The following is a 19,337-nucleotide window of genomic DNA, read 5'->3' on the forward strand; positions in this document are numbered from 1 at the left end:
TTCAGCGCGTCAGAGCAGCACTGAAAAATGAAGAGGGTGTCTTGCCCTGCAGGATCTGTTCCCATTCCAGCAACTGTTCGGTCAACAGCAGCTCGCGGTTTACACCCACGATGGAAAGCAGTTGCTGACGACAATGCATCCAGGCGGTGACGGACTGTTGCAGCGACGCATTGGATTGCGCACCGGCCAGCATCGCAATCAGCGGTTGCTGATCGTGATTGATGATGAACTGCCCTGCGTGCTGCTGCCATTTGATGGCATCCAGCAGGAGCGTCGCCAGCCAGTACAGGCGTTCCGCAGCATCGTCGTGATTCAGTTGCGGTAACAGGGAAAGCATATCGTGTTGCTGGCACTGAACGTAAAGCTGCTGGCAAAGCGCCACGCGTTGCTTCCACCGCTCAGGCTGTAACAGTTCCATCGCCGACAACGGCGCACCGTTGGTCAGGCGCAGTGCGGTTTTAATCGCGATGGGATCGGCGCTGAGCTGGCGGTTGACCCATTGGATCGCCAGCGCCTCATCAGGCACCGGCAGGTGCCAGTAGAAACAACGGCTGCGGATAGTCGCCAGCAAAGACGAAGGTTCACGGCAACCGAGCAGGAAATAGGTACCCGCCGGAGGCTCTTCCAGCGTTTTCAGTAAAGCATTGGCTGCGGCTTCGGTCAGCAATTCAGTCTGCGGGATCCACACGACTTTTGCGCCGCCCTGCTGCGAATAGTTGTACAACGTTTCAATCAGCTGACGCACCGGATCGATACCCAGTGAGTTTTTGCCTTTTTCAGGTTGCAGGATATGCCAGTCGGGATGGTTTCCGGCGATCATCAGCTGGCAGCTATGACAGGTGCCGCAACTTTTTTCGCCGTCTTTGTGCTGGCAAAGCAACCAGCGACTCAGACCGTACACCAGTGCCTCATCGCCGATGCCCGCCGCCGCATGCATCAGCACCGCGTGATGACCCCGCCCCGTCTGGTATTGCCCGGTCAGTTGTCTGTACGGGCCGGTGAGCCACGGATACCAGTTCATGATGCGTTGCCTTGCTCGTCGAACCAGTTTTTCAGCGTCAGCTCGATGGACGCAGTGACCTGTTCGATAGATTGTGACGCATCGATAGTCTTGATGCGCGGGTCTTCGGCCGCCAGTTCAAGATAGCGCGCCCGCGTGCGTTCAAAGAAAGGCAACGCTTCCTGTTCGATACGATCCAGTTCACCACGGGCACGGGCGCGTTGCAGGCCAATAGCCGGTGGCAGATCAAGATACAGCGTCAGATCCGGCCGGAAATCGCCGAGCACGGTATCACGCAACGAACTCATCAGACTGGCATCAATCCCGCGTCCGCCGCCCTGATAGGCTTGCGAAGAAAGGTCGTGCCGGTCGCCGACAACCCATGCGCCACGCGCCAGTGCAGGCAAAATCACTGTCTCAACCAGTTGCACACGCGCCGCGTAAAGCATCAGCACTTCTGCTTTCACAGTCGGTTTTTCGCCGTCGACACCACGTTTGAAGAGATCGCGTAATTTCTCGGCCAGCGGCGTGCCGCCCGGTTCACGGGTGAAGACAATGTCTTCCACGCCATGCTCGTGCAGCGCGTTAACGACCACGTCATGTGCGGTGGTTTTCCCTGCCCCTTCGAGGCCTTCAATAACAATGAAGTTACTTTTCATTCTTGTTCTTAAGCGCCTCTATGTACACACGAACCGCCTTGTTATGGTTCTCAAGGTTAGTGCTGAAAGTATGCCCGCCTTTACCGTCGGCGACAAAGTATAGATACGGTGTCTTCGCCGGATGCGCAGCCGCCTGGAGTGACGCCTCACTTGGCATCGCAATAGGGAACGGCGGCAGACCGGTGATCACGTAGGTATTGTACGGCGTTGGCGTTTCTAAATCTTTTTTCGTGATGTTGCCGGTGTATTTCTCACCCATACCATAAATCACGGTCGGATCGGTTTGCAGGCGCATACCGATGCGCAGACGGTTGATAAACACTGACGCCACTTCCGGGCGCTCATCTTTTACGGCCGTTTCTTTTTCGATGATCGACGCCATGGTGACCATATCAGCAGGCGTTTTATATGGCAGGGCTTCAGCACGACCTTTCCAGATATCCGCGACGGTTTTCTCCATCCGCACATGCGCGCGTTTCAGCAGAGACAGATCCGTCATACCGGCGGTGTAGTGATAGGTATCCGGATACAGCCAGCCTTCGACATTTTTGCTGTCGGTGGCTCCCAGCGCGACGGCAATCTCTTCGTCACTTTTGCCGCTGAGTTCATGCTTCAGATACTCTGATTTTTCCAGCACTTTCATCCAGTCGCTGAGCTTAAAACCCTCGACAAACCGAATGCTGAATTGTGCCTCTTTGCCGCTTTTCAGCAGTTCGAGCATCTGGCGCACCGTCATGCCTTTCTCAAGGCGATAGGTGCCGGCTTTAAACTCGCTCAGTTCAGGTTCCAGACGCAGCAACCATGGGAACCACGGATTCGGCTTCATCAGTTTTTTATCGATCAGCAGCGTTTCCAGCACCACGCGGCCGGTCCCTGCTGGCAGGGTAAAGATGGTTTCACTGCTGACATTGATCGGACGATCAGCGAAGTGTTTCACTTTCTGGTAGGCAAACGTCGCCAGTCCTAAAAGGATCAGGACAATCAGGGCGAAGATTTTGGTCTTTTTGTTTGTCATTGTTTATTCACTTTTTAACAGCTCTGGAGCAGGAAATCGTACAAACGCCGCGAAGCGTAATGGTGATCATCAACCTGACTGACCGGCAGAACGGGCATCAGGGCATTGCTTAGCAGAATTTCATCCGCATCGGATAGCGTATCCGGCGTTTCACTGACGATGTGAACAACCCAGGGAGAGGTGGCTTCAAGTACGCGCAGGATATGCTGGCGCATAATGCCATCCACGCCGGACTGCGATACATCCGGGGTAAACACCTGATTTCCCTTACGCCAGAATAAATTAGCCGCACAGCATTCCACCAGGCAACCCGAGGTGTCAACCACCAGCGCCTCATTGGCTTCTGTCTGGTCAAGATGCAGGCGGATCATCACCTGTTCCAGACGGTTCAGATGCTTTATCCCCGCCAGCAGCGGGTTTTGACTGAGTCTCACCGGGCTGAGAGTGAGTTTCACGCCCTGTTGACGCCACCCGCTATAATGCGCCGGATAAGCCGACGTCGACACAATTCGGGTCGGCGCGGAGCAACCTGCTGCGCTGTAGCCTCGTCCGCCCTGTCCGCGGGTCACCACCGCTTTCACGACGGCCTCATGCTGCTGTCCGGCAGCCAGAACCATTTCCTGTTCCAGTGCAGCCCAGTCCACATTGTCGATCCGCAGCACCGCCGTCGCGCGTTGCAGTCGCTCAATATGTTGTGGCAGGAAAGCGATCTCACCGTCTTGCACGCAGGCTGTCGTAAAGCAACCGTCGCCGAATTGCACCGAACGGTCGCTTGCGGGCAATGTTTCTGCTGCCACACCGTTAATCCACATGGTTACTTCCTCCTGGCCGCATGGTTAAGATCTTCAGACAGCAGAGCCTGCGTGAGCGCGACTGTTGCATCAAGTAGAGCATTCTTACTTTAGGTTCAGACAGCAAAAAGGCCCGATTAACGGGCCTTCACATACAAAGACTTTGCTGAATCACATCTTACGGAATACCAGCGAACCATTGGTGCCGCCGAAACCGAAGGAGTTACACAGCGAATACTGCATGTCTTTCACCTGGCGTGCTTCGTGAGGCACGAAATCCAGATCACAACCTTCATCCGGATTGTCCAGATTGATGGTCGGCGGTACCGACTGATCGCGTAATGCCAGCAGGGTAAAGATAGACTCTACTGCACCCGCCGCGCCTAACAGATGGCCGGTCATCGACTTGGTCGAACTGACCATGACTTTCTGCGCATCAGCCCCAAAGACAGACTTAACCGCCTGCGTTTCTGCTTTGTCGCCTGCTGACGTCGAGGTGCCATGTGCGTTGATGTAACCAATCTGCGCCGCCGAAACACCGGCGTCACGCAACGCATTTTCCATCGCCAGTGCCGCACCCGCGCCATCTTCCGGCGGTGAGGTCATATGGAAGGCATCACTGCTCATACCAAAACCGACGATTTCAGCATAAATTTTTGCACCGCGTTTACGGGCATGTTCGTACTCTTCCAGCACCATAATGCCTGCGCCGTCACCCAGTACGAAACCATCACGATCTTTATCCCACGGACGGCTTGCCGCCTGAGGATTGTCATTACGCGTCGAAAGCGCGCGCGCGGCACCAAATCCACCCACACCCAGCGGGGTACTGGCTTTTTCTGCGCCGCCTGCCAGCATCACGTCGGCATCGTTATACGCGATGATGCGTGCTGCATGACCAATATTGTGCACACCAGAAGTACAGGCTGTAGCAATAGAAATACTCGGCCCACGCAACCCGAACATGATACTCAGATGACCTGCAATCATGTTGACGATAGTTGAGGGAACGAAGAAAGGACTTATTTTGCGTGGTCCGCCGTTAACCAATGAGGTATGGTTTTCTTCAATCAGACCAAGTCCGCCGATACCGGAACCGATCGCCGCACCAATGCGTGTCGCGTTCTCAGCAGTCACTTCAAGCCCGGAGTCTTGCATCGCCTGAATACCGGCAGTAATACCATACTGAATAAAGGCATCCATCTTGCGGGCATCTTTGCGCGGGATGAAGTCTTCACAGTTAAAATCTTTTACTAAGCCAGCAAAACGCGTTGCGTAGGCACTAGTATCAAAATGGTCGATCAGGCTGATGCCACTCTGACCGGCAAGGAGAGCGTTCCAAGTGGACTCTACAGTATTGCCGACAGGAGACAGCATGCCCAGTCCAGTCACTACAACTCGACGCTTAGACACGTGTGTCCTCCAGGGAGGGAAAAAAGTAGTAATACCGTGGGATAAAAAAAACTTAGGCGGTCAAATGACCGCCTAACTATCTAAACTTAAAGCATGTACGCTTACTGTTGGCTAGCGTTGATAAAATCAATAGCTGCCTGAACAGTAGTGATTTTTTCAGCTTCTTCGTCAGGGATCTCGGTATCAAACTCTTCTTCCAGAGCCATAACCAGCTCAACGGTGTCGAGAGAATCAGCGCCAAGGTCGTCTACGAAAGAGGCAGCATTCACTACTTCTTCCTGTTTAACACCCAGCTGTTCAACGATGATTTTCTTAACGCGTTCTTCGATAGTGCTCATACTCTTAAATTTCCTATCAAAACTCGCTTTCGCGATGGTTTTCGTAGTGTATAAAATGTTGAAAAAGATGCAACTAAATCCAGGCTGGTCAAACCACAAATTTGCTCTATTTTGCGGTTTTTACCGCAAAAAACGCAAATAATTTCGTAATTTTTAAATCATGTACATGCCGCCATTGACATGTAATGTTTCACCCGTGATGTAGCTGGCCTCGTCAGAGGCTAAAAAAGCAACGGCGCTGGCAATTTCTTTGGCATCGCCCAACCGGTTGGCTGGAACTGATGACAAAATGCCTGCGCGTTGATCATCTGTCAACGCCCTTGTCATATCCGTCTCAATAAAGCCGGGAGCGACGACGTTGACAGTAATGCCACGTGAAGCGACTTCACGTGCCAAAGACTTACTAAAACCAATCAAGCCAGCTTTAGCCGCCGCGTAGTTCGCCTGCCCTGCGTTACCCATGGTGCCAACAACGGAACCAATTGTAATAATCCGTCCACACCGTTTCTTCATCATAGCCCGCATGACAGCTTTTGACAGCCGAAACACTGAAGTCAGGTTCGTGTCCAGGATATCCTGCCACTCATCATCCTTCATTCGCATGAGAAGGTTATCACGGGTAATGCCGGCATTATTAACTAAAATATCAATTTCGCCAAATTCAGCTCGAATCGTCGCCAATACTTGGTCAATAGATGCAGAATCAACCACATTGAGCATGATACCTTTGCCATTATCGCCTAAATATTCGCCGATCGCTTCAGCACCTTTCTCGCTGGTCGCGGTGCCGATCACTTTCGCGCCGCCAGCAACCAGTTTCTCTGCGATTGCGCGGCCAATACCACGGCTGGCACCGGTAACCAGTGCAATTTTGCCTTCGAAGCTCATACTCATCCTCTTATTACTGCTCAAGCGCCGCTGCCAGACTTGCCGTGTCGTTCACAGCGGCAGCCGTCAGGGTGTCAACAATACGTTTAGTCAGACCGGTCAGAACTTTGCCCGGCCCCACTTCTAACAGGTGCTCAACGCCTTGTGCTGCCATGAATTCGACAGACTCAGTCCAGCGAACCGGGCTGTACAGCTGACGAACCAGCGCACTGCGGATAGCTTCAGGAGACGTTTCGATTTTCACGTCAACGTTATTCACAACAGAATACTGTGGTGCGCTGAAGGTGACATTTTCGAGTGCCACTGCCATTTTTTCAGCGGCAGGTTTCATCAGTGCGCAGTGTGACGGCACACTGACCGGCAGAGGCAGTGCACGTTTTGCGCCCGCTTCTTTACAGGCAGCGCCCGCACGCTCTACGGCTTCTTTATTACCCGCGATCACAACCTGACCTGGCGAGTTGAAGTTCACCGGAGAAACCACCTGACCTTGTGCCGATTCTTCACAGGCTTTGGCAATCGCGTCATTATCCAGACCGATGATCGCATACATTGCGCCAGTGCCCGCCGGAACGGCTTCCTGCATCAGTTTACCGCGCAGTTCAACCAGGGAAATTGCCTGTTTGAAATCCAGTACACCCGCACACACCAGAGCAGAATACTCACCCAGGCTGTGGCCTGCCATCAGAACAGGCTGAGTGCCGTTCTGTTGCTGCCATACGCGCCAGATAGCGACGGAAGCGGCCAGCAATGCAGGCTGCGTCTGCCAGGTTTTATTCAGTTCTTCAGCAGGTCCCTGTTGCACCAGCTGCCATAAATCGTACCCCAGCGCCGAAGAAGCCTCGGCAAATGTTTCTTCAACCACCGGATGCGCAGCGGCTAAATCAGCCAGCATACCGAGTGTCTGAGAACCCTGACCAGGGAAAACAACTGCAATTTTTGTCATTTTTATCATCCTGTTAAATCAAAAACGTACCAGCGCCGAGCCCCAGGTAAAGCCACCGCCAAATGCTTCGAGCAACACTAATTGCCCGCGCTGAATTCTGCCATCACGTACCGCTTCGTCAAATGCTGCAGGCACAGAAGCCGCAGAGGTGTTGCCATGACGATCGAGGGTGACCACGACTTTCTCCATCCCCATGCCCAGCTTTTTCGCTGTCGCACTGATGATGCGCAGGTTCGCCTGATGCGGAACCAGCCAGTCCAGTTCGGAACGGTCGAGATTGTTTGCTGTCAGGGTTTCATCAACAATGTGCGCCAGTTCAGTCACAGCGACTTTGAAGACTTCATTCCCAGCCATGGTGACATAGGCAGGTTTTTCCGGCTCTGACTGGCTTGGATAGGCCAGTGTCAGCAGGTTGCCATAATGACCATCGGCATGCATATGTGTGGAGATGATACCTTGCTCTTCAGACGCGCCGAGCAGTACCGCACCCGCACCATCACCAAAGAGGATCACCGTACCGCGATCTTCAGGATCGAGTTTACGGGACAGCACATCAGAACCGATCACCAGTGCGTATTTCACGGCACCGTTTTTAATGTATTGATCGGCAACGCTCAGTGCATAGGTAAAACCTGCACATGCGGCCGCCAGATCGAACGCTGCGGAATCCTTGATGCCCAGCATATTCTGCACCTGGCAGGCTGAACTCGGGAATGCATGTGAAGATGAGGTTGTTGCAACAATGATCAAACCCACGTCGCTTGCGCTGACGCCGGCCATTTCCAGTGCTTTTTCTGCAGCGTGCAGGCCCATTGTGGCCACAGTCTCATCCGGTGCAGCGATACGACGCTCACGAATACCTGTACGCGTGACAATCCACTCGTCGGAGGTATCCACCATTTTTTCTAAGTCGGCATTAGTCCGAACTTGCACGGGCAAATAGCTCCCCGTACCGAGAATCTTTGTATACATGTACGATCAGTCACTCTTGGGTAATACAGCTTCAAGGCGCGCGGCAATCCGCTGAGGGACCTGCCGCTGCACCGCCTGCACAGCCTGTTCGATAGCAACAGCAAACGCACGCTGGTTTGCTCCGCCGTGGCTTTTAATAACGATGCCCCGTAATCCTAACAAACATGCGCCATTATACTGGTCGGGGTTGAGGTGGCTAAAACGCTTTAGCAACTTCTTCTGTAAAATCCGACCTAACCATTTCAACCACCAGGCCTTCTTGCCACCCTCTCCTGAGGATTTTAACAGTGACAAAAACATCCTTATTACGCCTTCCATGGTCTTGAGCGTCACGTTTCCCACAAAACCGTCACATACCATCACATCCGTTTTACCGGTCAGTAGGTCATTGCCTTCAAGATAGCCGATATAGTTGATTAATGCGGTATTTTTTAAAATCGCGGCGGCTTCTCGGATATTATCCAGCCCTTTACTTTCCTCTTCACCGATGTTGAGCAAGGCCACACGAGGGGTCGATATCCCCACCACCTGTTCGGCCATGACAGCGCCCATTACAGCAAACTGGACCAGCATTCTGCTGTCACACTCAACATTGGCACCCAGATCCAGCACCACCGTTTTACTGCGTTGCTGGTTGGGTAATACACTCATCAACGCTGGCCGTTCAATGCCTTCAAGAGGCTTCACGACCAGTTTGGCTAATCCCATTAACGCGCCGGTATTCCCCGCGCTGACACACGCCTGTGCGTCACCACTTTTGATCAGTTCCAACGCCACACGCATTGAGCTTCCTTTACTGGCACGTATAGCTTGCGACGCGCGCATGTCGTTGGCTATAACTGATTCAGCAGGAATTATCCGAATTCGTTCTGTTAAAGAAGGATCGGCTTTGGCTAAGAAAGGTGTGATTGCGTCGGGATCGCCGACCAGAAGGAGGTCTAATTCAGAATTAGAGATCAGTGCCTGCAATGAAGCAGGCACTGTGACGGAAGGACCGAAATCTCCGCCCATTACATCTAACGCGATGGTTAGACGAGTCAAGGTATCGCCTTGCCAGCACTTATCACGTGAATAAGTTGCAGGCAATTATCAGCCGATTACCTTGCGACCGCGGTAGAAACCGTCGGCAGTGATGTGGTGACGCAGGTGAGTTTCACCAGAAGTCTTGTCCACAGACAGAGTGGAAGTGGTCAGAGCGTCATGTGAACGACGCATGCCACGTTTAGAACGGGTTGGTTTATTCTGTTGTACGGCCATGGACCTTACTCCTTAAGTACTTTTCTTTAAACTCGCTAATACGGCAAATGGATTTGGTTTCTCCGCCTCTTCAGGCAGTTTGCCGAATACCATGTCCGCTTCGGACACTTCACAGTGTTCAGATTCATGTACCGGAACGACAGGCAGTGAAAGAATAATTTCGTCTTCAATCATTGCCAGCAAATCGACTTCGCCAAAATCATCGACTTCGATCGGCTCGTACGCTTCCGGTAATGCCTCAGCCTGTTCATCATTCTGGACAGGGCTAAAACAATACGTTGTGTGAACCTGATGTTCAAACGTCTTACCGCATCTCTGGCATTCCAGAGTCACAGCAACATCGGAGTGGCCGGTAATCACAGCCAGGCGCTGATTGTCGATATTAAACGACAAAGAGGTTTGTATATCAGAATCCACACTGACCACTGATTGGGCAACACGCGTAACCTGATCGGCAGTATAGACACCTGTATAGTCTAAACGCTTCTGGGCTGTGCGAACCGCATCAAGGGTCAGGGGTAATTTTACTTTTTGCATAGGGCGCGCATATTAACTTTGTAACGACAGAGAGTCAAAGAAAAAGGCCTCAAAACCGCACCTTTCACCAATATTCGCTTCCGCAGCGGCCAACAGTTTAAAATGTGCGATTCAATAACGCTACGCTTTGTGAAAAAAAATTATGTCAGCACACTCTAAAAAACTTCTTCTGGCGTCAACATCGCTCTACCGCAAGGCCCTGCTTGATAAAACGGGTCTGGTATTTTCCTGCGCGGCTCCCGACATTGATGAGTCACCGCAGCCTGATGAACAACCTGATGCGCTGGTAAAACGCCTGGCTTTAGCCAAAGCCAGCGTGCTGGCGGCGGCCAACCCTGAACATCTGATCATAGGTTCTGATCAGGTCTGTGTTATTAACGGAAAAATAACCGGTAAGCCGCACACATTTGATAACGCCTTTCGCCAGCTTCGTGCTGCCAGCGGCAAAACCGTGACGTTTTATACCGGCCTGAGCCTGTATAACAGCGAGACACAAACCGCACAGACATTATGCGAAACGTTCGACGTATCATTCCGCCCGTTATCTGATGATGAAATAACGGGATATCTGCATCGTGAGCAGCCTTATGACTGCGCAGGAAGTTTTAAATGTGAAGGACTGGGGATCACACTTTTCGACCGCCTGACAGGACGCGACCCGAATACGCTCATCGGGTTGCCGCTGATTGCCCTGCTCTCCTTACTGCGCGAACACGGCATCAATCCGTTGCTTGAAAGTCGTTAAGTGCGAGGCATAAAAAAAGGCGCAACCAGTGCGCCTCTTTATAAGCTGATCTTTTTAACGAGCAGTTGCTTTGCCGCGTAAAATTTTCAGGCAGTTACGAAGTTTGGCATCCATAGGAGCCTCAATGCGCATGGTTTCACCGCTAGCCGGATGTTCAAAACGAAGCGCAGCTGCATGCAGGAAAAGACGGTTCAGACCCGTTCCTGACAGTTTCGCATCGAAATCACGCTCACCATAACGATCATCAAAAGCAATCGGATGACCAGCGTGCAACGCATGCACACGGATCTGGTGCGTTCTGCCTGTCACCGGGCTGGCTTTCACCAGCGTGGCAAACTCATAGCGTTCTTCAATTTTAAAGCGCGTTTCAGAAGGTTTACCTTCCGCATTAACCCGAACGACCCGCTCGCCGCTTTGCAAAATATTCTTCAGCAAAGGCGCCTGAATCACTTTGCAGTGCGACGGCCATTCACCACGGACCAGCGCCAGATAATCCTTCTGCATGCTCTTTATCCGCAATTGCTCATGCAGGGAGCGCAGTGCTGAACGCTTTTTAGCGACCAGTAAAACACCGGAAGTATCACGGTCCAGACGGTGTACCAGTTCCAGGAAGCGTGCTTCGGGACGAAGCGCCCGCAGCCCTTCAATGACACCGAAACTTAATCCGCTGCCGCCATGCACAGCGGTGCCGGACGGTTTGTTGAGGATCAGCAAATGATCGTCTTCATATAAGATGCAATCAGCCAGCGCAGCGACTTTATCCAGTTTGGCAGATACAGGTGCTTCATCACGCTCAGCCACGCGAACAGGCGGCACACGCACTTCATCACCGGCCAGTAATTTGTATTCCGGTTTAATTCTTTTCTTATTGACCCGCACTTCACCCTTACGCACGATGCGATAGATCATGCTCTTCGGCACGCCCTTTAGGATTTTTAATAAGAAGTTGTCGATACGCTGACCGGCTTCATCTTCAGAAATGGGGATTAATTGTACAGTTGGATTCTCAGTTTTCATGGCTCGCGATTCTAAATATCCGGCACGGTTCGCGCCACTGATTTTTATGTGCTTAACTCTTACTTTACCAGTAACAGCCGAGGAAAACCTTCCCACACCCCCTGTTTTTTAAGAAAGCTCAGGTTCAGACAATGCGGCACATCTCTCATTGAGGTAAATATCTTACCTGCTTGGGAAAAGTCACCTTGCTATCACAGTGCCTGCAATGGAATAATGAAGTCACTTTCGGCGTTGTTTCTCTTAAGTTAGGGAAAACGCAGGAATTATAGATTTGCCTGATTGCACAAAAACGCAGCAATGGCGTAAGACGTAATGTGAAATCAAGCAATTAGCGGGCTGCGGGTTGCAGCTTGGCCGGCATACGGAATGAGATCTGTTAACGTAAATTCAGAAGCTATTCCCCTAATAAAAGTGCTGCTTTCACAACGCTGGTGCCTTTAATACAGCAAAAGCAGACTTACCGAAATAATGCGCCCCTATGCAAGCGACAGCCGTGAGGTTGACGATTTGCGAGAAGACTCGGGGCCAACGGTTTACCCGGTCATGAGGTCATTTTGCCCGCAGCTCTGTCAATAATGGAATAATAATGAGTAAGTTAAGATGAAAAGAATGTTGATTAACGCGACTCAGCAAGAAGAGTTGCGCGTTGCTCTTGTAGATGGACAGCGGCTGTATGATTTGGATATTGAAAGTCCGGGCCATGAGCAGAAAAAAGCGAACATTTACAAAGGTAAAATCACCCGCATTGAACCCAGTCTGGAAGCGGCATTCGTAGATTACGGCGCGGAACGACATGGTTTCCTCCCTCTGAAAGAAATTTCCCGCGAATATTTCCCTGCCAATTATTCTTCTCATGGCCGCCCGAACATCAAAGATGTCTTGCGCGAAGGTCAGGAAGTCATTGTTCAGGTAGATAAAGAAGAGCGTGGAAATAAAGGCGCAGCACTGACGACGTTTATCAGTCTGGCCGGTAGTTATCTGGTTCTGATGCCAAACAATCCACGCGCTGGGGGAATTTCCCGCCGTATTGAAGGCGACGACCGCACAGAACTGAAAGAAGCATTGTCTTCCCTGCAACTGCCTGACGGCATGGGTCTGATTGTGCGTACTGCCGGTGTCGGCAAATCTGCCGAAGCCCTGCAGTGGGACCTGACTTTCCGCCTCAAACATTGGGATGCGATCAAGAAAGCCGCTGAAGGCCGCCCTGCTCCGTTCCTGATCCACCAGGAAAGTAACGTTATCGTTCGCGCCTTCCGTGACTATCTGCGTCCGGACATCGGCGAAATCCTGATCGATAACCCGAAAATCCTCGACCTGGCAAAAGAACATATCGCCGCGTTGGGCCGTCCTGACTTCAGCAGCAAAATTAAGCCCTACGTCGGCGAAATTCCGCTGTTCAGCCATTACCAGATCGAATCGCAGATTGAATCCGCTTTCCAGCGTGAAGTCCGCCTGCCGTCTGGTGGCTCGATTGTTATCGACAGCACCGAAGCACTGACCGCTATCGACATCAACTCCGCACGCGCCACCCGCGGCGGCGATATCGAAGAAACCGCGTTCAACACCAACCTTGAAGCCGCAGACGAAATTGCCCGTCAGTTACGCCTGCGTGACCTCGGTGGCCTGATTGTTATCGACTTCATCGACATGACCCCCGTTCGCCACCAGCGCGAAGTGGAAAATCGTCTGCGTGATGCCGTTCGCCAGGACCGTGCCCGTATTCAAATCGGTCGCATTTCCCGTTTCGGTTTACTGGAAATGTCCCGTCAGCGCCTCAGCCCGTCACTGGGTGAATCTACGCACCATATCTGCCCGCGTTGTGCAGGTACAGGTACCGTCCGTGACAACGAATCCCTGTCACTGTCGATTCTGCGTCTGATTGAAGAAGAAGCGCTGAAAGAAAACACCAAAGAAGTGCATGCTATCGTTCCGGTGCCTATCGCTTCTTACCTGCTGAACGAAAAACGTGAATCGGTGAATGCCATCGAAAAACGCCAGGGCGGTGTACGTGCAGTGATCGTGCCTAACGATCAGATGCAAACTCCGCACTACCACGTTCTGCGTGTGCGTAAAGGCGAAGAAATCTCTGCACTCAGCTATCTGCTTCCGCAGATCCATGAAGCTGAGATGCTGCAACCTTCTGAAGAATTGCCGGCTGAGCGTCGTCGTCCTGAGCAACCGGCTCTGGCTGCGTTTGCTCTGCAAAGCGAAGCCCCACCGTCAAGCTTCGAAGAACCTGCCGTTGCCGACGAGCCAGTAAAAACACGCACCACCACAGTCAATGCTCCGGCAGCCCCTGTGGCAGAGAAATCAGGTTTCGTCAGCCGTCTGCTGAGTGGCCTTAAAAGCTTGTTCGCACCGGAGCCACAGCAGGAAGTGAAACCTGTTGAAGCGCCGAAAGAGACTCAGGAAGCGACAGAAACGGATAACCGTCGTAATAACGAACGCCGTAACCAACGCCGTCAGGGCGGACGTCGTGATCGCAACGGTGAACGTGGCGAACGCAACGATCGCGGCAACCGTGGCGAAGGCCGTGAGAATAATCGTGATAATCGTGGTGAAAGCCGTGATAACCGCGAAAATAATCGCGAACAGCGTGATGATCAGCGTCGTAACCGTCGCAATCAGGAACCTGTTGTGACTGAAACCCGTAGCGAAGAAGTTGAAACTGCCTCTCGTGAAGAGCAGCAGCAACAACCTCGTCGTGAACGTTCACGTCGCCGTTCTGAAGACAAACGTAAACCACAGACTGAAGAGAAGATTCAGGACGTGGCCGTCGTTGAACAAGTGGCAGCGCCAGTTGCCGATGAAACGGAACAGGAAGATCGCCAGCCGGCTCAACGCCGTCAGCGCCGTCAGTTATCGCAGAAAATCCGCTTCGAGTCAGAAGAAGTCGATCACGAAGCAGAAGCGGCTGCGCAGCTGCTGATCACCGGCACCCGCCCTGCAGCTGTGGCAGTTGCCATCGCAGAGCAGGAACCGTCTGATGCAGAAGCGACAAACATTGCCGATAGCGATGAAAATCAGAATGACAACGCCCGTGAAAATGGTATGCCACGTCGTTCACGCCGTTCGCCGCGCCATTTGCGTGTGAGCGGTCAGCGTCGTCGCCGTTATCGTGATGAGCGTTACCCGACACAGTCTCCGATGCCTCTTGCCGGTGCGTTTGTTTCTCCGGAAATGGCATCAGGCAAAGTCTGGATCACCTATCCGGTTGCTCAGTCTTCTGAACAACAGGTTGCTGAAACTGAGACGGCTGAAGTGCTGACTGAGCAGGTTGATATTGCTCAGGCAAATACGCCGGTAATGGCAGAAATTGCAGAAGTGGCACAACAACCCGCCGCAGAACCTGCGAAGGTCGTTGAAGCCGCGCCACAAGAGACGCCAGCCGAAACCGCACCGGTTGATGCAGAGCAGCCTGTAGCCGATGAACCGGTTCTGGTTGAGCCTGAAACCGCTGAACCTGTTGAAGAAACTCCTGTGGTTCACGTTGCGCCAGAAGCACACGAGCCTGCAGTGGTGGAACCAACCCCGGTTATCGCTGAACAAGAAGTTCAGGAACCTGCGCCAGTTGCCGCGCCTGAAGTGAACGTTGAACAGCCAGCAGAACCTGTCGCTGAAGTGAAAGCGGCAGAAACTGCGCCGGTCGTGGAAGCGGCACCTGTTGTCGACGCTCCGGCAGTTGTGACTGAAACTGCAGTGGTTGCGCCACGCTTCAAACATCACGCAACCGCGCCGATGACCAAAGCGCCAGCGCCAGCTTATGTGCAGGAACCTGCGCGTCAAAGTGACTGGGTCCGTCCAGACTTCAACTTTGATGGTAAAGGTTCAGCAGGCGGCCATGCAGCCGTTACCACTGCGACAGCACCGGCGACCAAACCTGAGATGCCAGCAGAATAATTGCTGACTCACAGAACTAAAAAACCCGCTTCGGCGGGTTTTTTTATACATGTTATCTCACCAGACGCAGGGTTCAGGCCAGGGTCTTTAAGCGACGAATGGTCAGTTCTTCAAGCTTACCTTCGAGGCTCTTCGCAAAGGTCTGGAAGTGCGTGGTCTTGTTATGCTGATTCAGTGCATCTTCTGAAGCCCAGCGCTCATAGAATACAAAAGTACGGTCGTTATCGAGATCCTGATGCAGCTCATATTGCAGGCAGCCTACTTCCTGTCGGCTGGGTTCAATGACCTCGAGCAACGCTTCTGTCACTTTTGTCTTAAAGTCTGCTTTGGCAACAATAGTGGCAACAACTCTGATTTCCATAATGGTTCTCCTGTTTTTTTGGTCTTGCTTCGGGGCGTACCGGGAAGCACTTCGACTAAAATCTGTTCCCACTATGAACCTTTCGACACATTGATTTCAATACAGACTTTATTTAACAGATGCAACACAACGCTTTTACGCTTATTCTTGTTCCCCGCCGTTAATGCTCCCATTACCGCACCTGATCTCTCTATCTTGTCTCTCAATGCCGGAGTTTTGCCTGATGACCGCCACACCGCAAGTTTTGAAAATCCGCCGCCCAGATGACTGGCATATTCACCTTCGTGACGATGACATGCTCAGTACGGTGTTACCTTTCACCAGTGAAGTCTTCGGTCGCGCGATTGTCATGCCGAACCTGACGCCACCTGTGACCACGGTCGCCGCAGCCCTCGCCTACCGCGAACGCATTATGGCCGCGCTGCCTGCCGGGCATAACTTCACACCGTTGCTGACCTGTTATCTGACGGATTCTCTGGATCCGGATGAAATCGCCCGTGGCTTTGAACAGGGCGTATTTACGGCAGCAAAGCTGTATCCGGCGAATGCGACCACTAACTCGCAGCATGGCGTTTCCGATGTCAAAACGATTTATCCGGTGCTTGAGCGCATGCAGAAAATCGGTATGCCTTTGCTGATCCACGGTGAAGTCACACACAGCCACGTTGATATTTTTGATCGTGAAGCCCGTTTTATTGATGAAGTGATGGATCCGGTCCGTCGCCAGTTCCCGGAGCTCAAAGTGGTCTTCGAACACATCACCACGAAAGAAGCCGCGCAGTATGTGCTTTCCGGCAATCAGTATCTCGGGGCAACCATCACCCCTCAGCACCTGATGTTCAACCGCAACCACATGCTGGTGGGTGGTGTGCGTCCGCATCTGTTCTGCCTGCCGATCCTGAAACGAAACATACATCAGGAAGCGTTGCGTGATGTTATCGCCAGCGGCGCAGATCGTTTCTTCCTCGGTACCGATTCCGCCCCGCATACCAAAGGCCGTAAGGAATCCAGCTGTGGCTGTGCGGGTTGTTTTAATGCGCCCCTGGCGCTGTCGGCCTATGCGACCGTATTTGAAGAGATGAATGCCCTGCAGCATTTCGAAGCCTTCTGTTCCCTGAATGGCCCGCGTTTCTATGGATTGCCGCTGAACGAGGATTTCATTGAACTGACCCGCACACCAGTGACACAGCCTGAAGAAATTGCCCTTGGCGACGAGTCAGTGGTGCCCTTCCTCGCCGGTCAGACGCTGAACTGGAAAGTGACATCGATGTAAATTCGATTTCTCTTCATCTGCTTATTGCACCCGACATGATTTGACTGTATAAATATACAGTCAAATCTATTCAGGAGGTCCTATGCGTGTTGAAGTCACAATCGATAAAACCAAGCCTCTGCCTGCTGGCGCACTCGACGCGTTATCGGGTGAATTGAGTAAAAGAATTAACAAACAATTTTCCGACCGCGAAAATAAAATTCAGGTCCGCTACGCCGGGGCAAATAGTCTGTCGGTACTGGGCGGTGCCAAAACGGATCGCGACCTTATTGAAGAAATTCTCCAGGAAACCTGGGAAAGCGCAGATGACTGGTTTTCGAATCAGAATGATGAATAACTCTATGAAATTTCTGAAAAGCTATTCATTTACTTCACCCTATTTATAATAATCAGGTTTATTAAAACCACGCCGCAAGGCTATTTCTGTATTTCACCGGGCGTCGCAGTCCGGTTTTTTATTCCTCATTACTGCATAAAAAACATCCATCATAAAAATAAAATTTCGCTTAATCTTAGGATTATTCTGGCGGATAAATAACCGCTACAAATTATTTACAATTAAATACCCTCAAACCCCTCCCTAAAATGATTTAACTGTTTATACTGAAAAAGCTCACCTGATAATGAGCCGCATTGATCCTCAGATAGTCACTCACGACAGTCACTACAATATAAGGGGTCTATATGGACAGAAATGATGAAGTTATTCAGACACACCCGCTTGTTGGTTGGGATATCAGTACCGTCGACTCTTATGACGCCATGATGATACGTCTTCATTACCTGTCTTCAAAAGACCAGACACCCGAGGATGCTCAGGTAGACAGAACCTTATGGTTAACTACCGACGTTGCGCGGCAACTGATTAACATTCTTGAGGCCGGCATCGAAAAGATCGAATCGAATGAGTACGAATACAGTGACCACCGAAAACACTAATCTTTACCTCCCTGCCTGAGGCACCAGCGACTTCATCCTGGTGCCTTTTTCTTTGCTTCTGCCCTGCTTGCCTTCCCCGCCTGAAACTCTCTATCATGCCCGTAGCCAGTTTGTTAAAAAATCTCACCACAGGAACGTTTGAATTATGGATTACGATCTCATTATCGTAGGCAGCGGTTCGGTCGGGTCAGCGGCAGGCTACTACGCCACCCGCGCCGGATTAAAAGTATTGATGATAGACAGCGCAATGCCACCGCATCAGTCAGGCAGCCATCATGGTGAAACCCGTCTTATCCGCCACGCCTACGGCGAAGGTGCGCGCTATGTGCCGATGCTGTTAAGGGCGCAAACCCTCTGGAATGAGCTGGCAGAATTAAGTGGCGATAAGATATTTCATCGCAGCGGGGTGCTCAATATCGGCCCTGAACATTCTGAATTCATTGGCAATGTGAAACACAGTGCAGAAACTTACCAGCTGAATACGCAATCGCTCAGCGCGGCGGAAATCCGCCAAAAATGGCCGCTGTTTACGGTGCCGGACGGTTATTGTGGGGTTTACGAGCCGGAATCAGGCTATCTGCAAAGTGAAATGGCGATCACTGCCTATATCCGTCTGGCACGCGAAGCGGGTTGTGCGCAATTGTTTAATTGCCCGGTTGAAAGCATCAGCTGGCCGGAGGGCGGCGTTGAAGTATCAACCCTCGACGGCGTTTACCGGGCGCCTAAGCTGGTTGTCACCGCTGGCACCTGGGTAACCAAGCTCCTGCCTGAGTTGCCGGTCAGACCTTTACGTAAAGTCTTTGCCTGGTTCCATGCCGATGGCCGCTACAGTGAAGAAAACCACTTTCCCGCTTTTACACTGGAAACTCAGCAGGGCGATCAGTACTACGGTTTCCCCTCAGTGAAGGATGAATTAAAGCTCGGAAAACATAATGGCGGCCAATGGATAACGGAACCCGAACAGCGTAAACCTTTTGCCAGTGTCGCTCAGGATGGCACCGAGTCCTTTAATTTCTTCCGTCATTTCCTGCCGGGCGTGGGGGTGAGTTTACGCGGTGCATCATGCACTTATGATATGACATCCGACGAGGATTTCATTATTGATACCCTGCCGCAGCGGGAAAATACGCTGGTCATTTCAGGATTAAGCGGGCATGGTTTTAAATTTGCCAGCGTATTAGGTGAAATCGTTACTCACTTCGGTAACAATCATCCTATTCCCTTCGATCTTAAACCTTTCGCTCTTTCCCGCTTCAGTTAATGTAAGAATGTTTCAGCCCTCGTGAATA

The 19,337-nt window shown here is 51.8% G+C and carries 20 protein-coding genes; 6 read left to right on the plus strand and 14 right to left on the minus strand.

From position 1 onward, the window contains the following. Nucleotide 1 precedes the first annotated feature (1 nt). From holB to yceD, 12 genes are all read right to left on the minus strand, one after another. The gene (gene holB, locus EYY67_RS00155; protein WP_095921345.1) at nt 2–1,021 is read right to left on the minus strand and encodes a DNA polymerase III subunit delta'; all 1,020 of its coding nucleotides are present in this window, start codon (nt 1,019–1,021) and stop codon (nt 2–4) included. After that, nucleotides 1,018–1,659: a dTMP kinase gene (gene tmk / locus EYY67_RS00160; RefSeq protein ID WP_131692569.1), complete on the minus strand. Its 642-nt coding sequence runs from the start codon at nt 1,657–1,659 to the stop codon at nt 1,018–1,020. The genes holB and tmk overlap by 4 nt, the downstream gene beginning before the upstream one ends. Continuing rightward, nucleotides 1,649–2,674 carry an endolytic transglycosylase MltG gene (gene mltG / locus EYY67_RS00165; RefSeq protein WP_131692570.1) on the minus strand — a complete coding sequence of 342 codons (1,026 nt, stop codon included), beginning with the start codon at nt 2,672–2,674 and terminating at the stop codon, nt 1,649–1,651. Before mltG ends, tmk begins: the two co-directional genes overlap by 11 nt. 14 nt (nt 2,675–2,688) lie before the next feature. Beyond that, nucleotides 2,689–3,486 (minus strand): aminodeoxychorismate lyase, encoded by a 798-nt coding sequence (pabC, locus tag EYY67_RS00170; protein ID WP_131692571.1) that lies wholly within the window; start codon nt 3,484–3,486, stop codon nt 2,689–2,691. 150 nt (nt 3,487–3,636) lie between these two features. Further along, a complete protein-coding gene (gene fabF / locus EYY67_RS00175) occupies nt 3,637–4,878 on the minus strand; it encodes a beta-ketoacyl-ACP synthase II (protein WP_095921341.1) in 1,242 nt (413 codons plus the stop codon). Nucleotides 4,879–4,979: 101 nt separating this feature from the next. After that, nucleotides 4,980–5,216, minus strand: coding sequence for an acyl carrier protein (gene acpP, locus EYY67_RS00180; RefSeq protein WP_015690190.1), 237 nt, complete (start codon nt 5,214–5,216; stop codon nt 4,980–4,982). A 153-nt stretch (nt 5,217–5,369) separates the two neighbouring features. Continuing rightward, nucleotides 5,370–6,104 carry a 3-oxoacyl-ACP reductase FabG gene (fabG, locus tag EYY67_RS00185; RefSeq protein ID WP_131692572.1) on the minus strand — a complete coding sequence of 245 codons (735 nt, stop codon included), beginning with the start codon at nt 6,102–6,104 and terminating at the stop codon, nt 5,370–5,372. 13 nt (nt 6,105–6,117) lie between these two features. Then, a complete protein-coding gene (fabD, locus tag EYY67_RS00190; protein WP_095921339.1) occupies nt 6,118–7,047 on the minus strand; it encodes an ACP S-malonyltransferase in 930 nt (309 codons plus the stop codon). Between the two features lie 18 nt (nt 7,048–7,065). Then, entirely contained in the window at nt 7,066–8,019 is a 954-nt protein-coding gene (locus tag EYY67_RS00195) for a beta-ketoacyl-ACP synthase III (RefSeq protein ID WP_095921338.1), read from the minus strand. Between the two features lie 6 nt (nt 8,020–8,025). Then, on the minus strand, nt 8,026–9,060 hold the full coding sequence (plsX, locus tag EYY67_RS00200) for a phosphate acyltransferase PlsX (RefSeq protein WP_131692573.1): 1,035 nt from the start codon (nt 9,058–9,060) through the stop codon (nt 8,026–8,028). 48 nt (nt 9,061–9,108) lie between these two features. Further along, nucleotides 9,109–9,276, minus strand: coding sequence for a 50S ribosomal protein L32 (gene rpmF, locus EYY67_RS00205; protein WP_013576249.1), 168 nt, complete (start codon nt 9,274–9,276; stop codon nt 9,109–9,111). Between the two features lie 12 nt (nt 9,277–9,288). Continuing rightward, the gene (gene yceD / locus EYY67_RS00210) at nt 9,289–9,813 is read right to left on the minus strand and encodes a 23S rRNA accumulation protein YceD (RefSeq protein WP_013576250.1); all 525 of its coding nucleotides are present in this window, start codon (nt 9,811–9,813) and stop codon (nt 9,289–9,291) included. Between the two features lie 142 nt (nt 9,814–9,955). Here yceD and EYY67_RS00215 point away from each other — a divergent pair, with 142 nt between their 5' ends. After that, entirely contained in the window at nt 9,956–10,558 is a 603-nt protein-coding gene (locus EYY67_RS00215; protein WP_131692574.1) for a Maf family protein, read from the plus strand. A gap of 54 nt (nt 10,559–10,612) precedes the next feature. Here EYY67_RS00215 and rluC read toward each other — a convergent pair whose 3' ends face one another. Then, a complete protein-coding gene (rluC, locus tag EYY67_RS00220) occupies nt 10,613–11,575 on the minus strand; it encodes a 23S rRNA pseudouridine(955/2504/2580) synthase RluC (RefSeq protein ID WP_131692575.1) in 963 nt (320 codons plus the stop codon). Between the two features lie 600 nt (nt 11,576–12,175). On the opposite strand from rluC, the gene rne reads away from it, so the two are divergent. Beyond that, the gene (rne, locus tag EYY67_RS00230; protein ID WP_131692576.1) at nt 12,176–15,475 is read left to right on the plus strand and encodes a ribonuclease E; all 3,300 of its coding nucleotides are present in this window, start codon (nt 12,176–12,178) and stop codon (nt 15,473–15,475) included. A gap of 73 nt (nt 15,476–15,548) precedes the next feature. Here rne and EYY67_RS00235 read toward each other — a convergent pair whose 3' ends face one another. Next, entirely contained in the window at nt 15,549–15,836 is a 288-nt protein-coding gene (locus tag EYY67_RS00235; RefSeq protein WP_095921333.1) for a putative quinol monooxygenase, read from the minus strand. Between the two features lie 223 nt (nt 15,837–16,059). Between EYY67_RS00235 and pyrC the strand changes: the two genes are divergently transcribed. From pyrC to solA, 4 genes are all read left to right on the plus strand, one after another. Then, nucleotides 16,060–17,109, plus strand: coding sequence for a dihydroorotase (pyrC, locus tag EYY67_RS00240; RefSeq protein ID WP_095921332.1), 1,050 nt, complete (start codon nt 16,060–16,062; stop codon nt 17,107–17,109). 82 nt (nt 17,110–17,191) lie between these two features. Beyond that, nucleotides 17,192–17,446, plus strand: coding sequence for a DNA damage-inducible protein I (gene dinI, locus EYY67_RS00245; RefSeq protein ID WP_013576257.1), 255 nt, complete (start codon nt 17,192–17,194; stop codon nt 17,444–17,446). Nucleotides 17,447–17,793: 347 nt separating this feature from the next. After that, nucleotides 17,794–18,048, plus strand: coding sequence for a biofilm formation regulator BssS (bssS, locus tag EYY67_RS00250; protein WP_013576258.1), 255 nt, complete (start codon nt 17,794–17,796; stop codon nt 18,046–18,048). A 145-nt stretch (nt 18,049–18,193) separates the two neighbouring features. After that, nucleotides 18,194–19,309: an N-methyl-L-tryptophan oxidase gene (gene solA / locus EYY67_RS00255; protein ID WP_119826487.1), complete on the plus strand. Its 1,116-nt coding sequence runs from the start codon at nt 18,194–18,196 to the stop codon at nt 19,307–19,309. The last annotated feature ends 28 nt before the right edge of the window (nt 19,310–19,337 follow it).

Origin of the sequence: Rahnella victoriana, assembly GCF_004330295.1 — a bacterium.
In the GTDB taxonomy this organism is placed as follows: domain Bacteria; phylum Pseudomonadota; class Gammaproteobacteria; order Enterobacterales; family Enterobacteriaceae; genus Rahnella; species Rahnella victoriana.

Excerpts from the sequence above, each read along its gene's own strand:
- holB (WP_095921345.1), bottom strand. The coding sequence starts at position 1,021 with ATGAACTGGTATCCGTGGCTCACCGGCCCGTACAGACAACTGACCGGG.
- tmk (WP_131692569.1), bottom strand. The coding sequence starts at position 1,659 with ATGAAAAGTAACTTCATTGTTATTGAAGGCCTCGAAGGGGCAGGGAAA.
- mltG (WP_131692570.1), bottom strand. The coding sequence starts at position 2,674 with ATGACAAACAAAAAGACCAAAATCTTCGCCCTGATTGTCCTGATCCTT.
- pabC (WP_131692571.1), bottom strand. The coding sequence starts at position 3,486 with ATGTGGATTAACGGTGTGGCAGCAGAAACATTGCCCGCAAGCGACCGT.
- acpP (WP_015690190.1), bottom strand. The coding sequence starts at position 5,216 with ATGAGCACTATCGAAGAACGCGTTAAGAAAATCATCGTTGAACAGCTG.
- fabG (WP_131692572.1), bottom strand. The coding sequence starts at position 6,104 with ATGAGCTTCGAAGGCAAAATTGCACTGGTTACCGGTGCCAGCCGTGGT.
- fabD (WP_095921339.1), bottom strand. The coding sequence starts at position 7,047 with ATGACAAAAATTGCAGTTGTTTTCCCTGGTCAGGGTTCTCAGACACTC.
- EYY67_RS00195 (WP_095921338.1), bottom strand. The coding sequence starts at position 8,019 with ATGTATACAAAGATTCTCGGTACGGGGAGCTATTTGCCCGTGCAAGTT.
- rpmF (WP_013576249.1), bottom strand. The coding sequence starts at position 9,276 with ATGGCCGTACAACAGAATAAACCAACCCGTTCTAAACGTGGCATGCGT.
- yceD (WP_013576250.1), bottom strand. The coding sequence starts at position 9,813 with ATGCAAAAAGTAAAATTACCCCTGACCCTTGATGCGGTTCGCACAGCC.
- EYY67_RS00215 (WP_131692574.1), top strand. The coding sequence starts at position 9,956 with ATGTCAGCACACTCTAAAAAACTTCTTCTGGCGTCAACATCGCTCTAC.
- rluC (WP_131692575.1), bottom strand. The coding sequence starts at position 11,575 with ATGAAAACTGAGAATCCAACTGTACAATTAATCCCCATTTCTGAAGAT.
- rne (WP_131692576.1), top strand. The coding sequence starts at position 12,176 with ATGAAAAGAATGTTGATTAACGCGACTCAGCAAGAAGAGTTGCGCGTT.
- EYY67_RS00235 (WP_095921333.1), bottom strand. The coding sequence starts at position 15,836 with ATGGAAATCAGAGTTGTTGCCACTATTGTTGCCAAAGCAGACTTTAAG.
- pyrC (WP_095921332.1), top strand. The coding sequence starts at position 16,060 with ATGACCGCCACACCGCAAGTTTTGAAAATCCGCCGCCCAGATGACTGG.
- dinI (WP_013576257.1), top strand. The coding sequence starts at position 17,192 with ATGCGTGTTGAAGTCACAATCGATAAAACCAAGCCTCTGCCTGCTGGC.
- bssS (WP_013576258.1), top strand. The coding sequence starts at position 17,794 with ATGGACAGAAATGATGAAGTTATTCAGACACACCCGCTTGTTGGTTGG.
- solA (WP_119826487.1), top strand. The coding sequence starts at position 18,194 with ATGGATTACGATCTCATTATCGTAGGCAGCGGTTCGGTCGGGTCAGCG.